The organism is Myxococcus sp. AS-1-15 (assembly GCF_020037055.1).
Classification (GTDB): domain Bacteria; phylum Myxococcota; class Myxococcia; order Myxococcales; family Myxococcaceae; genus Myxococcus; species Myxococcus fulvus.
In genome coordinates this window covers 476653-490440 of sequence record NZ_JAIQDF010000003.1, presented here as the reverse complement: position 1 = coordinate 490440, position 13788 = coordinate 476653, and the positions used below count along the sequence as shown (strand labels likewise).

Below are 13788 nucleotides of genomic sequence, written 5' to 3'. Positions count from 1 at the left end.
GGCTACGGCCACGCCGGCCAGCGGACGATGCGCCCGTCGTTGCCGACCACCCACAGGTCATCGGGACCCGTTCCGGTGATGTCGTTGTAGCGCCTGTCTCCCGAGTAGACATTCGTCCACGACTGCCCGTCGTACCGGTAGATGTGCTGGTTGGCGCAGGTGGCGTACGCCGAGCCAGCGCCGAAGGCGATGACAGACGTCAGTTGATGGTTGTTGGGGAAGGTCTGCCGGGTCCACGTCGTGCCGTTGACCTTCCTCAACACCGTTCCACCGTCGCCCACGGCGAAGGCCACCCGCTCGTTGACCACCCAGACGCCTCGCAGGCGCTGGGCTCCAATCGTGTCCTGCTCGGCGTTCTCCGACTCCCAGCGGCTGTTGCCCGGGTTGAACCGGAAGACCCGCGGGCCCCCCGACTGCCCGCCCACCAGCAGCAGGTGCGCATGGGAGATGCCATGCACGTCCTCGACCTTGGGGAGCGGGTTGTTGGCGGCATTGTAGTCGAGCGTGCCGCCGCCATCCCATGCGAAAGCCTGGCCCGTCGTCGCTGAGTCGGTGTCATTGGGCGACGCGGCGCCGTGAATCGTGAGCACCCCGCCGTTCCTCACGCCCGTCAGGCCGAAGATCCACTTGTCATCGTCCGACACCTGGGTGCAACCCGAGGCGTTGACGTCCTGGTGCGCCTTCTTGCCGCCCTCTGAGCCGAGCCACACCCGGCCATTGTTGCCAGGGTCGGCCCAGACGGCGCGCCACTGCGTGTCGGACGCGCCGCAGCCCGTGTCCGAGGTGACGGAGAAGTTGGTGGCGCTCGGCACCAGCTTCGCGAGCCGGTCGTCGTGGCCGCCCACCCACACGCCGCCCTTCGTCCACGAGGAGGCGGAGTACCAGTGCTTCTGTCCTCCACTGGTGACGGTCCGGCTGCTCCATGCCGGAGCCGCGCCACCCGGGCACACCGCCTGCGCGTTCTCGGGCTGATCATCGCAGTCGTTGTCCAGCCCGTCGCAAATCTCCGGAGCGCCCGGATACGTGCGCGCGTTGCCGTCGTTGCAGTCCGTGTTGTTGGTGACCCAGACGCCCGCGGGCTTCACGCAGGAGCGCACCTCTCCGGAGGCCGCGCCGAAGCCATCGCCGTCCTCGTCCGGGTACCAGGCCGTCGGCGTCACCGTGGACACACAGGTGACCCCCAGCTTGTCCTCCGCGCAGGCATGCGCGCCCGCGCACTGGAACGCGTCCGTGCACGCCTGGGTGAGCTGAGGGAAGTCCTCGTCCAGCCGGCCGTCGCAGTTGGTGTCCTCGCCGTCGCAGCGGTCCTGGCTGCCCGGGTGCACGCTGAAGGCGTTGTCGTTGCAGTCGTCCGGCGGCCCCGACGTGTAGCCCTCGGGCGTGGCGTTGCAGACGAGGAGCGGCTCGGAGCCCAGCTGTCCGTGACCGTCCCTGTCGTTGTCCGGATACACGCTGCGGCTCGGTGGCGTCTCACAGTACTGGACGAAGTCCGTCAGGTCGCAGCGGTAGACACCGTGACAGTCATCCGACGTCGAGCAGCTCGCGCCCAGCTGGAAGTGCTCCGCGTCACCGACGCCGTCGCAGTTGTCGTCCCGGTCGTTGCACCGCTCCTCGACGCCCGGGTTGATGTCGGCCACGTCGTCCCGACAGTCGGTGCCGTTGCTGCTCACGTCGACATAGCCGTCCTGGTCCGCGTCCACCGCCTGCAACGTCAGCGTGGTGTCCTGGATGGCATCCATCACCAGCGTCACGCGCTGCGAGTCGGTGACCACGCCGTCACCCACGCAGGCCTGCTCGAAGGCCGTGGCGCGCACCTCCACCGTCTTTCCCCAGTCCGTCGGAGGCGCCACGCCCACCGTCATCGTGCCGCCCTGGGCCCGCGTCCCGCGCACCTCCGTCACGTCCTGGGTGAGCTCCTTGCCGCTCTCCACGTCGCGCGCTTGCACGCGCAGGCAGCCGGGCAGGAAACGGGTGTAGTTCACCGTGACCTTCACCGCGCCCTGGGTGACGTCCTTCTTGCAGCCGACGATGAGGACCAAGGGGAGTACGAGCAGGAGGCGTCTCATGAGACGGAGTCTACCTGCTCCGGGCCCTGTCTCACGCGTTCGCGTGACGGGGTTGAATACACCCCGGATATGCGGAAGGCCCTGCTACGGCACTTCCGGAAAATCCGAGTGAACCACAGACAGGCGGGTATCCCGGGCCAGGCTCGCCGGCGTTATCAGGGTCAGCTCGAGGGGCACCTTGGCGCCGTAGCGCTCACGCATCTGTTTGCGCAGGCCCTCGACATCGAGCGAGCCCAGCGTCTCCAGCTCGCCGTACTCCACGCCCGCGCCCTGGGCGTACGCCTTGCGCACCAGCTCCGAGCAGTACATCGCGTCGTCGCCCCACTCGAAGCGCCAGTCGTACGGCTTGCCCAGATGGGCCTTGGCCGCCGCGAGCACGCGCTGCTTCGTCTTCGCGTCGACGTCCTCCGCGCGCAGCACCAGGATGCGGTCCTTCACGCCGCGCGCCTTCCACTTCGCGAAGGGGACGCGCTGCACGGGCTGCACGGCCTCCACCACGAAGGCGCCCTTTTCGGTGACCTCCACCAGGCCCACGTGGGACAGCGGGCTGTGCGTGGCCACCTGGATGGCCTGCGACTGCCGCGAGCGCGAGGTGTGCAGGACGATGTCCCCCGTCCGCAGCTTCGCCTCCAGCGCATCGCGTGGCGCCGCGACCGCGCTGAGTCCCCACAGCCACAGCGCCCACCCCATCATCCACCGCATGTGCCCGTCCTTTCCGGCGCTTGCGTGCGCTCGGCTGGGTGGATTGCAGGGGTGGTGCCAGCGCGCGTCCGGGGGAGGTCGTCCTGACACCGTGGGAGTCTGCCCTCGTCGTGGCTCGGACGAGTGGGCGCCGCGTCGGCGCGGTGCGTGGGCTCGGACGAGTGGGCGCAGCGTCGGCGCGGTGCGTGGGCTCGTCTGGGGCACGCGCCATCAGTCCGCGCGTGAGCGGGTGAGCTGGCACCGCGTTGGCGCGGTGTGTGGGCTCGTTTGTGGCACACGCCATCAGTCCGCGCGTGAGCGGGTGAGCTGGCACCGCGTTGGAGCGGGGCGCGACCACGCGCCATCAGCTCGCGCGCGTGAGCGGTACCTCCACCACGGGGACGTAGTCGGGCCCTCGGCTCTCGAACAACACGAGCCGGTCCACGCGCCCCTCGCCCAGCTCGACGCTCGCCAGGGCCTGCGCGCACGCGAGCAGCGCGGGGTCGCCCCTGGGCGCCTTGGCCCGGGCCAGCGTCAGGTGGGGCGCGTAGTCGCGGTGCTCGGGCTCGAAGCCGAGCGGGAGCAGCTGTGCGGCCGTGTCCGTCTGCAGCGCCTCGAGCGCCTCCACCTCCCCGCGCACGTGGGACCAGAGCACGCGCGGATGTGACGGCGTGCCGAACGTGCCGCCGCCTCCCACGGACAAGGTGAACGGCGCGTGGCGCGGGCCCACCGACGCGAGGGCCTCACGGATGGCGGGCAGCCGCGAGGACTCCACCTCCCCCAGGAACACCAACGTGAGGTGCACCCCCTCGGCGCGCACGAAGCGGGCCGTGGGCGCCAGCGCGCGCAGTCGCGACAGCTCCCCGGCGGCGCGCGCCTCGATGACATCGCCCAGCGTGACGGCGGTGAACAGTCGCATGGCTCAGCTCCTCCTCGCGGACCGGCGCGGCCAGAGCGCATAGGCCCAGAGGGGGATGAACGCGAGCAGCTCCGCGCCGACGACGTACATCCCTCGCGGCGACAGCATGCCCGCGCCGATGGGGGACACGGGCAGCGGACGCACGGGCGCGAACATGCGCGCGTTGGAGAAGGGCCACAGGAGCGCCGCGCCCAGCCCGCCGTCGGTGAGCGCGTCCAGGAGCCCGTGGCTCGCCACCGCGAGGAACGCGAGCCCTCCCCATCTCGTGGCGGAGGCGCCTCGCCACCTCGCCACCAGGGCCACCAGCAGCGCGATGCCCGCGGCGAAGGCGAACGAGTGCGACGCGCCGCGGTGTCCCCAGGGCGCCGAGTAGGGGATGCGGAACACGAAGGCCACCACGTCCGCGTCGGGCAAGAGCGCCAGCGCGGAGAACAGCGCCATGGAGGCGAGCAGCCGCCTCGTCGCCCTGCCGTTCGCTTCGTACCTCCCCAACGCCAGCCCCACCGCCACGTGACCGATGCTCGCCATGGATGTCTCCGGCCCGCGAGGATAGCCGTCCGCGAGGACCCAGGCTCGTGTCTCGGACCTCCCTGGAGGGGCGAGGGGAGGGTGGGCTAGCGTGACAGGGGCATGCGGAGGCTCTCCCAGGTCGAGGATACGCTGCGGCGGAGGTTGGCCGGGTGGCGCGCGCAGGTCGGCGAGTGGCTCAACCGTGTCCGCGCCGTCGGCGTGGTGTGCTGGCTGGGGATGGCGCTCCAGCTCGAGTGGCGCGTGCCGCCCTCCGTGCTCGTCGCCTACCTGGTGCTGGCCGTGGCGCTGTGGGCCGGCGCGCGCAGGTGGCCCTCGCTGGGACGCCGTCCGGCGCTCGGGCTCGCGTTCCTGGACATGCCCGCCATCTTCGTCCTCCAGTCGCTGGCCATCGGCGCGGTGGACAACGACAACGCGGTGCCGATTTCACTGCTGACGTTGGGCGTGTACATCGTGCTGGTGGTGCTCGTGTCGCTGGTGACGCTCTCGCCCGTCATCGTCGTGCTGGCCACCGCGCTCGCCATCGGCCTGGAGGCCGCGCTGGTGTTCCAGGCGGGCCTCGCGTGGGAGGCGTTCCTGCCGGGGCTGGTGCTGGTGCTGTCCTTGGGCGCGGCGGCCGCGTCCTTCATCGGCCGGCAGGTGCTGGGGCTGGTGACGCAGGTGGCGCGCGAGGAGATGCGCCTGGAGCGGCTGGGGCGCTACTTCTCGCCGGAGGTCGCGCGGCAGATTGCCCAGCACGGCTCCGAGGCCGGGGGCGGTGAGCACCGCGAGGTGACGCTGCTGTTCTCCGACATCCGCGGCTTCACCTCCATGTCCGAGCGCATGGAGAGCCCCCAGGTGGTGGCGCTGCTCAACGAGTACCTGTCGCGCATGGTGGACGTGGTGTTCCGCCACGGCGGGACGCTCGACAAGTTCATCGGCGACGGCATCCTCGCGTACTTCGGCGCGCCGCTGGATTTGCCCGGGCACCCGCGCTCCGCGGTGGCGTGTGGACTGGCGATGCTGGAGGCGCTGGAGACGCTCAACGCCGAGCGCGTGGCGCGCGGAGAGGAGCCGCTGCGCATCGGCATCGGCATCCACACCGGGCGCGTGGTGGTGGGGGACGTGGGCAGCGCGCAGCGGCGCGAGTACACGGTGATTGGCGACGCGGTGAACCTGGCCAGCCGCATCGAGGGCCTGACGAAGAAGGTCGGCGTGCCCATGCTGGTGTCGGAGGCCACGTGCCGCGCGTGCGAGGCGGACCCCTCGCTGTCGTTCGAGCCGGCCACGACGCTGCCCGTCGCGGGCAAGACGGAGCCGGTGGCGACGTTCGTCCCGGGACGGCGGGCGCTGCGCGAGGTGGGCTGAGAAAGCGCGAGGGCCGCGAGGGGAGCGACACGGCTCCTCCCACGGCCCTCGGTGTCTACAAGGGACGGCTCAGTACGCCTTGGAGAACACGATGCGGCCCGGCGAGTCCTCACCGGTGACGATGCACTTGCCCGGCTCCTGCTTGAGGGCGAAGGGCCGGTTGCGCGTGGTCAGGCCGGTCTCCTCCTTGATGCGCGCCTCCACCTTGGGGTCCAGGTTCCAGTGGGCGAGCAGGAAGCCCGCGTCCGCCTTCTCCTTCATCTCCTCGTAGGAGTTGACCTCGAAGGTGTGCGCCTCGCGGAAGTCCTTGGCCTTCTGGAACAGGTCCTTCTGCATGCTGTCCAGCATGGACTGGGCCTTGGCGGCGGCCTCGCCGAGCGGGATGAACTCCTTCACCTTCAGGTCGCGGCGCACCATGACGCAGGTGCCCTTGGCCAGGTCCTTGGGCCCGATTTCGATGCGCACGCAGGTGCCGGTGAGCTCGTGCTCGAAGTACTTGAAGCCCGGGCCCTTGCTGTCGTCGTCGTCCACCACGACGCCCAGGCCCGCCTTGCGCAGGTCGGCGGCGAGTCCGTGGCTCTTCTCCAGGACCTGGGCCTTCTCCGCGTCGGTGGCCTTGCCGAAGATGGGGATGATGACGACGTGGTTGGAGGCGAGCTTCGGCGGGACGATGAGACCCGAGTCATCCGAGTGGGTCATGATGAGGCCGCCGATGAGGCGCGTGGAGACGCCCCAGGACGTCTGCCAGACGAAGTGCTCGCGGCCGTCGCGGCCCTGGAACTTGGTCTCGAAGGCCTTGGCGAAGTTCTGGCCCAGGTTGTGGCTGGTGCCGGCCTGCAGGGCCTTCTTGTCCTGCATCATGGCTTCGATGCTGTAGGTGCGCAGGGCGCCGGCGAAGCGCTCGGACTCGGACTTGCGGCCCGTCATGACGGGCATGGCCATGTAGTCCTCGGCGAAGGTCCGGTAGACCTCCAGCATCTGGAGGGTCTCCTTCTCCGCGTCCTCCTCGGTCTCATGACAGGTGTGGCCTTCCTGCCAGAGGAACTCGGTGGTGCGCAGGAACAGGCGGGTGCGCATCTCCCAGCGCATGACGTTGGCCCACTGGTTGAGCAGCAGGGGGAGGTCGCGGTAGCTCTGGATCCACTTGGCGAAGCTGCGGTTGATGATGGTCTCGGAGGTGGGCCGGATGACGTAGGGCTCCTCGAGCTTGGCGCCGCCCGCGTGGGTGACGACGGCGAGCTGGGGGTTGAAGCCCTCGACGTGCTCGGCCTCCTTCTTGAGGTAGCTCTCGGGGATGAGCAGCGGGAAGTAGGCGTTCTTGTGGCCCAGGTCCTTGAACATCTTGTCCAGGACGCGCTGCATGTTCTCCCAGATGGCGTAGCCGTTGGGCCGGATGACCATGCAGCCCTTCACGTCCGAGTAGTCGGCGAGCTTCGCCTTCTGGACCACGTCGACGTACCACTCGGAAAAGCCCTTCTCGCGGGGCGTGAGCTTCTCGGCCATGTGCGGAGCACCCTTCTAAAGTCGTGGAAAGAGGACGGTTGCCTACGATGGGGCCACCCAGAAATCAACGGCCCCGTCGCTCCGGACCTCCCCCGTGTGTCACCCTGACGGGCACGCGGGGCACGTCCGCTGGGTGCGAGGAGGGCGGTGAGTCCATCACCCGCGGCCTCGCGAACCCCTCGTGAGACATGTGTTCGAGCCGCCTCTTGCCAGTGGCTTGCGCACCCTTACGAGGTGTCGGCCGGGACCTCTGATACCGAGTGACTGGAGTCCTCGCGTCAGGGCGAAACCCTCGACGAAACCGTCACGTGGGCCCTCCCGGGCGAGTGCTGGGAAGCGTTGCCGCGTCGCGGTATGAAGGTCTCCCCCTTCCTTCTCGGGTTCCTCAACCTGGAGGCTTCATGCAGTCGTTCCTTCCGTCCCTCAAGGTCGCCGGCGTCCTGGCCGCGTGCCTCGTCTCTGGCTCCGCCTTCGCCTACGCCACCGGCCAGAGCAACTACAGCGGCAAGAGCGGGCAGACCTGCTCCTCCGGCTGCCACTCGCGCTCGGGCACCGCGCCCACGGTGACCATCGAGGGCCCCGCCACGCTCAACCCCGGCCAGACGGGCAGCTACACCCTGGTCATCACCGGCGGCCCCGGCGTGCGCGGTGGCTACAACGTCGCCGTGGACGGCGAGGCCACCCTCACCGCCGGCGGCTCCGACTCCAAGAAGCTCTCCGGCGAGCTCACCCACTCCCAGCCGAAGCCCTTCACCGACGGCTCCGTGCGCTTCGCCTTCAGCGTCGTCGCCCCGTCCACCGGCACCACCCTCACCCTCTTCGGCGCCGGCAACTCCACCAACGGCAACGGCGAGGACACCGGTGACGCGTCCGCGGGCACCCAGCTCAAGGTGAAGGTCGGTGATGGTGGCGGCGACGGCGGCGGCGATGATGACAGCGGTGGCTGCTCCGCCGCCGGCGGCGCGCCCCTGCTCGGCGCGGCGCTGATGCTGCTCGGCGCGCGCCTGCGCCGCCGCGACGAGTAGCCCGCCCGCCTGCCCATCGGACAGGCCCCGGAGGGCGGGGCGACAACGGACGACGGCGCGACGTAGCATCGCGCCTTCGCCCCATGCACCTCCGCCTCCTCCCCATGCTGCTCATGCTGGGGCCGCTCGCGTGTGCGACCGGCCCCGGTCTCCTCCCGCCCGAAGTCCCCGTGGCCGCCGTGCACCGCGAGCCCGGGACGCTGCGGGTGATGACCTTCAACATCCAGTCCGGTGCCCGCGGCCTCGACGGCGTGGCCCGCGTCATCCGCGCCTCCGTGCCAGATGTCGTCGCGCTCCAGGAGGTCGACGTCGGCTCGGCCCGCGCTGGCGGCGTGGACCAGGTGGAGGCCCTCGCGCGCCTCACCGGCCTGCCCCACCGCGCGCACTTCCGCACCACGGACCTCCACGGCGGCGCGTACGGCATCGCGCTGTTGTCCCGCTTCCCGCTCGAGGCGCTCGCGCAATACCCGCTGCCCAACCCCCAGGGCGCCGAGCCGCGCACGCTCGCCCACGCGGTGATGGACGTGGATGGCCGCGAGGTGAGCGTCTACCTCACGCACCTCATCCGCCGACCCTTCAACGCCCGCGCGCGCCTGCGCCAGAGCGCGTTCGTGGCGAACCTGCTCGCCAAGGACACGAGGCCCCACCTGCTCATGGGCGACCTCAACGACGACCCGGACTCGAACCCGCTGCGCCTGCTGCGCCGGCAGATGAAGGACGTCGTCGCCGCCACGGGCGGAGCACGGGGCACCTACCCCATGCCCCTGTTCCTGCCCACGCTGCGCATCGACTACGTGCTGGCGTGTGACGCCTTCACGCCCGTGGCCAGCCGCGTGCTGCGCGTGGACGCGTCCGACCACTACCCGGTGGTGGCGGACCTGCGCCTGGACGTGTCCGCGTCCACCGCCGCGCTCAGCTCACGTTGAAGCGGTAGAGCACGTCCGGGTCCTTGCGCGTGAAGCCCTTGAGCACCTCGTGCTTCAGGTTCTTCGCGCCCAGGAACGTCAGGCCGCCCGCCGCGAAGCCCATCACCGACAGCTCGAAGTACACGTGCGGCTTGGGCACCTTGAAGATGTGCAGGTCCGTGTAGCCCTGACCCGGCAGCACCTCCATCTCGCCCTCGGTGAAGTAGCCCTTCCAGATGCCGGGCGTGAAGAAGAGGAAGCGGCGGAAGTCGCCGGGGCTGAACATCGCCTTGAGCTGCCCCTGTCCCAGCGCGTACTCGGCGGACTTCACGCCGAACTGCCACCACACGCCCTGGTCCCCGCCATAGAAGCGCTGGAGCAGCTCCTCGTTGAACCGGAGGAACGCATCCACCGGGATGCGCGTCACCGGGAGGATGGGCAGGGAGAAGACGGGCTCGCGTTTCTTGATGTCCGCCAGGAAGTCCCGCCACGCCTGCTCACCGTGCGCCTGCACCGTCATCTGCTGCCGTGCCAGGAACGCCACGCCTTTGACTTCCATCCGTGTGCCTCCACTGCTGCCCCGCGCGGGGCCGCGCTCGGGGAGTCCGTCCCGGGTGTCTCCCGGGAAGGTTAGGGTGCTCGGGCTCGCGCCGCAGGCGCCGCCCGGTCGCTACTCGAGCTGAAGACCACAGTCGGCGCACGCCCCCTCCACCAGGGGCGCGACGGTGCCGCAGGCGGGGCAGGGGGGCTCGCCCTCCTCGGACGCGGGCAGCACGAAGGGCGCGGCGCCCTGTGCCAGCACGCCCTCGCGCTGGATGCTGTCCATCCAGCGCTGCTGGAGCAGCGTGGCCACGCGCACGCCGTCCTCGGGGCGCACCAGCACCTGGAACTTCGGGCTGCAACCCGGCTTCGCGCACGCCTCGCGGTGCACCAGCGCCGGGACGTCCGCTTCGAGACATGCGTCCACCAGACGTCGCGCGTCCGCCAGCGCCATCTCCGCGCACGGCACCAGCTCCACGTCCGAGAGCGCCTTCGCCACTTCATCCTGGGTCATCACCCGGTGGATTGGAGCCCACGCGCGGGCCCCGCGTCCAGATGCGGCTGGTCATCTCGCACCCGGGGGCCCCTCGACCGGACAGCCGCCGGTCCCCACCCTGCCCGACGCTTCCTCGGAATTTCATGGGCCTGCGCAGGTGGTTTGGGGGCACGACGCGATGCTTCATGGCGGACGGGGCTGGAGGGTGGGCTGGGGGGTGGTGGTGCTCGCCCTGGCCTGTGAGCGGCACGAGCTGCCGGCTCCGGAGAAGGACTCGAGCGTCGAGCGTGTCACCCGGGGCCCGCGTTCGACGGGCGCGACGCGGTGGGTGCGGCCGTTGACGGGGCCGGGGCGCGAATCGGCCGCGGGGCTCGCGCACGACGCGCGGGGCGAGGTGGTGGTGGCGCTCAACTCGGACGCCGCGGTGGCGGACTTCTTCGGTCCGCTGCTCAACCCTCGCACGGGGCCGGTGACACCGGAGACCTTCGCGGTGGCGCGCTACGGCACGGGGGGTGAGCGACAGTGGTCGCTGTCGTTGCCCGGGTTCGCGGAGGTGCTCGCGGTGAGCGCTCGCGGGCGCGTCTTCGTGGTGGGGCGCAACGTGGCGGGGGCGGACCTGGGAGGCGGGCCGTTGCCGGCGGGTCGGTTCCTGTTGGAGCTGGGACGTGACGGTGTGTTCATCCGGGCGCGGAGCCTGGAGGCGCTCGGGGTGCCGGACACGCTGGTTCCTCGGCATGCGGACGTGGATGGGTTGGGCAACCTGGTGCTGGTGGGCTCTGTGTTTGATGCGAAGCGGGGTCGGGTTCCCGCCGCGGTGAAGCTGGACGCGAAGGGCGCGCTGCTCTGGACGTATGTGCACGAAGGGCAGGGCGAGGCGGTGTCAGCGGCGGTGGACGCGGAGGGGCAGGTCTACGTCGCGGGGGCGCTCCAGGCTTCGCGTGTGCGTGGGGCCCTGGACTCGCAGCCGTTCCTGGTGAAGCTGGATGCGCGAGGGCGGGCGCGGTGGGAGCGGCGGCTCGACACGCGCTCGGGCCGGGCCACGGGCGTGGCGGTGCGGGGGCAGCGGGTGCTGGTGACGGGAGGCTTCACCGCGCCGCTCACGTTTTTGGAGCGGACCTGCGCGGTGGAGCCTGGAGGCGGCAGGGGTTTCGTGGCGGCGTTCGACCCGGAGGGTGCGCCTCGCTGGCTGCGTGACTTCGGTTTCATGGGGACGGGGCTCGCGTTGGACGAGCAGGAGGGGGCGCTCGTCGTCGGCCGATACGAGGAGGGCGATGACCTGGGCACGGGCCCCATGGCGGGGGTGGCGGAGAGCCGCATGAACCTGTTCCTGGTGAAGCTGGACCGCGTGGATGGGGTGGTGCAGTGGGCGCGAGGCTTTCCCCGGGAGGCGCTCGGTGACGCGGACGCGGTGAGGGACTTCGTGTCGCTGTCGACGAAGGGGCCGGGCGCGGTGTTGGGCACGCAGCTGGGGCCGGTGGACCTGGGCACGGGTCGGCTGGCGGGCGCGTGGGAGTTGTTCCTCGGTGGCTTCGAGCCCTGAGGTAAACGCGTCGTCTCGCGGATAGTGTGGGGTGCGTGCCTCCCGCTTCGCTGCGCTCCCGTCCTGGTCGTCTCCGCCGACTCATCGTCGTGTCCGTTGGCGTGGCGACGTGTGGTGTGTTCGGCCTCGCGTTCTGGGTGGACCGCTTCGGTCAGCGCGAGCGCGCCGAGTCCTCGGATGCGGTGGTGGTGCTGGGCGCGCGGGTGCTGGCGGGCGGTGTCCCTTCCGGTGCGCTGAGAGCACGCACGGAGCAGGCCGTGGCGCTGTACCAGCGCGGCGTGGCGTCGAGGCTCGTGTTCTCCGGAGGCGTGGGCGTGCATCCTCCCTCGGAGGCACGCGCGATGCTGGCGCTGGCGACCCGACTGGGCGTGCCCCCGGAGGCGTGCGTGCTGGAGGAGGAGAGTCACTCCACCGACGACAACGCGCGCCTGACGTCGGCCCTGCTGCGAGAGCTGGGGGCGCGGCGCGTGGTGGTGGTGTCGGACCCGTATCACCTGCTGCGCGCGCGGCAGTACTTCCGACTCAACGGCTTCGAGGTGCTCACCAGCCCTGCGCTCCAGACGGAGCGCAACCTGAGCTGGGTGGACCGCTGCTACTGGACGATGCGCGAGGCCCTCGCCCTGCTGCTGCACCCACGCGTGCTGCTCGCGCGAGCGCCCGCGGACGTCACGACTCCGGCGCCTTGAGCGCGCGCAGCACGCGGTCGCCGCCAGGCATCGCCACGCGCAGCAGCACGGACTCACCGGGCTCGGCCTCGCGCAGGGCCTGCGCCAAATCCGAGGCGCGGCGCACGGCCCGACCCGACGCCTCCACCACCACCATGCCGGGCACCAGTCCCGCGCGCTCGGCGCTGGAGCCCGGGACGACGTCCGTCACCAGCGCGCCCGCGCGAGGCAGCTCCTGCGCCCGCGCCAGCCTCGGGTCCATGTCCGACAGCGTGAGCCCCACGCGTTGATGCGCCGGTGCCTCGGGCTCCTCGGCGGGACGTCGCGCGGCCACGCCCTCCAGGTCCGGCCGGGTGCCCAGCGTCACGTTCACCTCGGTCTTCTTCCCATCGCGATACACGGTGAGCGGCAGCGTGCTGCCCGGCGCCTTCAGCGCCACGGTGCGCGTGAGCGCGCGTCCCGAGGCGATGGGCCGTCCCCCCGCCTCGACGATGAGGTCATCCGGACGCAGCCCCGCCTCAGCCGCCGGAGTGCCCTGGGTCACATCGGTGACGAGCGCGCCATCGCGCACCGGCACCCCCAGCGCGGCGCCCAGATCCGGCGTCACGTCCTGAACCGCCACGCCCAGCCATCCCCGGGTGACGGTGCCCTCCTTCTCCAACTGGGGCAGCAGCTGCTTCACCAGCGTGCTGGGCACGGCGAAGCCGATGCCGGAGCCCTGGCCCGCGATGGCGGTGTTGATGCCCACCACCTCGCCCTGGAGGTTGAACAGCGGCCCGCCGGAGTTGCCCGGGTTGATGGCGGCGTCCGTCTGGAGGAAGTCGTCGAAGGGGCCCGCCTGGATGTCGCGCGCCTTGGCGGAGACGATGCCCAGGCTGACGCTCGAGTCCAGGCCGAAGGGATTGCCGATGGCCACCACCCAGTCACCCACGCGCAGCGCGTCCGAGTCGCCCAGCTTCACCACGGGCAGCTTCTCCACCTTCCCCTGGAGCTGGAGCACCGCCACGTCCGTGAGCGGGTCCGTGCCCACGACCTTCGCGTCCTGCTGTCGCCCGTCGGAGAAGTGCACCTGGATGGACCTGGCGCCCTGCACCACGTGGTTGTTGGTGAGCACCAGCCCACGCGCATCCACCACGAAGCCGGAGCCGAGGCCCTGGCGTGGCCCCTCTTCACGAGGGTCCTCGAAGGGTGAGCCGAACGGGAGCGCGCCACCGAACGTCCCACCCCGTCCCTCGTCACCCCACGGCGAGCCCGGACGCGAGCGACGGGTGGGCGCCGCGTCCCGCACCTCCACCTTGACGACCGCGGGCTGCACCGACGCGACCAGCGGCGCGACGGACGCGAGCGCCGCGTTCATGTCCGGCGGCATGACCTGCTTCGCGGGCGCGGACTCAGCGCTCGGGGACCCGGTGGAGGCAGGCGGAGGAGCGGGCGCCTCCTCCTGGCCGCGTCGGCAGGCCGACAGCATCAGGACCAGGGCCAGGACTCCCGTGCTTCTGCATCCCTTCATCACGTTCCTCCCTCGGGCCCACGCGACGTCACGGGAGTGAGTTGGGGCGCCTCGCTGCTGGCG

13 protein-coding genes are annotated in these 13788 nt (G+C 71.0%); 5 read left to right on the top strand and 8 right to left on the bottom strand.

Annotated features, from left to right (window positions below):
* Nucleotides 1–2 precede the first annotated feature (2 nt).
* The 4 genes from K8625_RS11470 to K8625_RS11455 all read right to left on the bottom strand — a co-directional run bounded on the left by K8625_RS11470 (nucleotide 3) and on the right by K8625_RS11455 (nucleotide 4194).
* Nucleotides 3–2066 carry a putative metal-binding motif-containing protein gene (locus K8625_RS11470; RefSeq protein ID WP_223750725.1) on the bottom strand — a complete coding sequence of 688 codons (2064 nt, stop codon included), beginning with the start codon at nucleotides 2064–2066 and terminating at the stop codon, nucleotides 3–5.
* Between the two features lie 84 nt (nucleotides 2067–2150).
* Nucleotides 2151–2768 (bottom strand): YiiX family permuted papain-like enzyme, encoded by a 618-nt coding sequence (locus K8625_RS11465; RefSeq protein WP_223750726.1) that lies wholly within the window; start codon nucleotides 2766–2768, stop codon nucleotides 2151–2153.
* 343 nt (nucleotides 2769–3111) lie between these two features.
* On the bottom strand, nucleotides 3112–3666 hold the full coding sequence (thpR, locus tag K8625_RS11460) for an RNA 2',3'-cyclic phosphodiesterase (RefSeq protein WP_223782737.1): 555 nt from the start codon (nucleotides 3664–3666) through the stop codon (nucleotides 3112–3114).
* Nucleotides 3667–3669: 3 nt separating this feature from the next.
* On the bottom strand, nucleotides 3670–4194 hold the full coding sequence (locus K8625_RS11455) for a metal-dependent hydrolase (RefSeq protein WP_223750728.1): 525 nt from the start codon (nucleotides 4192–4194) through the stop codon (nucleotides 3670–3672).
* 102 nt (nucleotides 4195–4296) lie between these two features.
* Here K8625_RS11455 and K8625_RS11450 point away from each other — a divergent pair, with 102 nt between their 5' ends.
* Complete coding sequence (locus K8625_RS11450) at nucleotides 4297–5541, top strand: adenylate/guanylate cyclase domain-containing protein (RefSeq protein WP_223750729.1); 1245 nt, start codon at nucleotides 4297–4299, stop codon at nucleotides 5539–5541.
* A gap of 69 nt (nucleotides 5542–5610) precedes the next feature.
* Here K8625_RS11450 and proS read toward each other — a convergent pair whose 3' ends face one another.
* Complete coding sequence (gene proS, locus K8625_RS11445) at nucleotides 5611–7044, bottom strand: proline--tRNA ligase (RefSeq protein WP_223750730.1); 1434 nt, start codon at nucleotides 7042–7044, stop codon at nucleotides 5611–5613.
* 401 nt (nucleotides 7045–7445) lie between these two features.
* Between proS and K8625_RS11440 the strand changes: the two genes are divergently transcribed.
* Both K8625_RS11440 and K8625_RS11435 read left to right on the top strand, forming a co-directional pair.
* Entirely contained in the window at nucleotides 7446–8069 is a 624-nt protein-coding gene (locus tag K8625_RS11440) for an MXAN_6652 family MXYO-CTERM-anchored protein (protein ID WP_223782736.1), read from the top strand.
* 83 nt (nucleotides 8070–8152) lie between these two features.
* Complete coding sequence (locus K8625_RS11435) at nucleotides 8153–8995, top strand: endonuclease/exonuclease/phosphatase family protein (protein ID WP_223782735.1); 843 nt, start codon at nucleotides 8153–8155, stop codon at nucleotides 8993–8995.
* Here K8625_RS11435 and K8625_RS11430 read toward each other — a convergent pair.
* Nucleotides 8982–9533, bottom strand: coding sequence for a hypothetical protein (locus tag K8625_RS11430; RefSeq protein WP_223750733.1), 552 nt, complete (start codon nucleotides 9531–9533; stop codon nucleotides 8982–8984). The genes K8625_RS11435 and K8625_RS11430 overlap by 14 nt on opposite strands.
* A 111-nt stretch (nucleotides 9534–9644) precedes the next feature.
* Nucleotides 9645–10028 (bottom strand): hypothetical protein, encoded by a 384-nt coding sequence (locus tag K8625_RS11425; protein WP_194869560.1) that lies wholly within the window; start codon nucleotides 10026–10028, stop codon nucleotides 9645–9647.
* Between the two features lie 160 nt (nucleotides 10029–10188).
* On the opposite strand from K8625_RS11425, the gene K8625_RS11420 reads away from it, so the two are divergent.
* Together K8625_RS11420 and K8625_RS11415 are read left to right on the top strand one after the other, a co-directional pair.
* Nucleotides 10189–11550: a hypothetical protein gene (locus K8625_RS11420; protein WP_223782734.1), complete on the top strand. Its 1362-nt coding sequence runs from the start codon at nucleotides 10189–10191 to the stop codon at nucleotides 11548–11550.
* A gap of 35 nt (nucleotides 11551–11585) precedes the next feature.
* Nucleotides 11586–12236 (top strand): YdcF family protein, encoded by a 651-nt coding sequence (locus K8625_RS11415; protein ID WP_223782733.1) that lies wholly within the window; start codon nucleotides 11586–11588, stop codon nucleotides 12234–12236.
* Here K8625_RS11415 and K8625_RS11410 read toward each other — a convergent pair.
* Complete coding sequence (locus tag K8625_RS11410) at nucleotides 12217–13725, bottom strand: trypsin-like peptidase domain-containing protein (RefSeq protein WP_223750736.1); 1509 nt, start codon at nucleotides 13723–13725, stop codon at nucleotides 12217–12219. The genes K8625_RS11415 and K8625_RS11410 overlap by 20 nt on opposite strands.
* Nucleotides 13726–13788 lie beyond the last annotated feature (63 nt).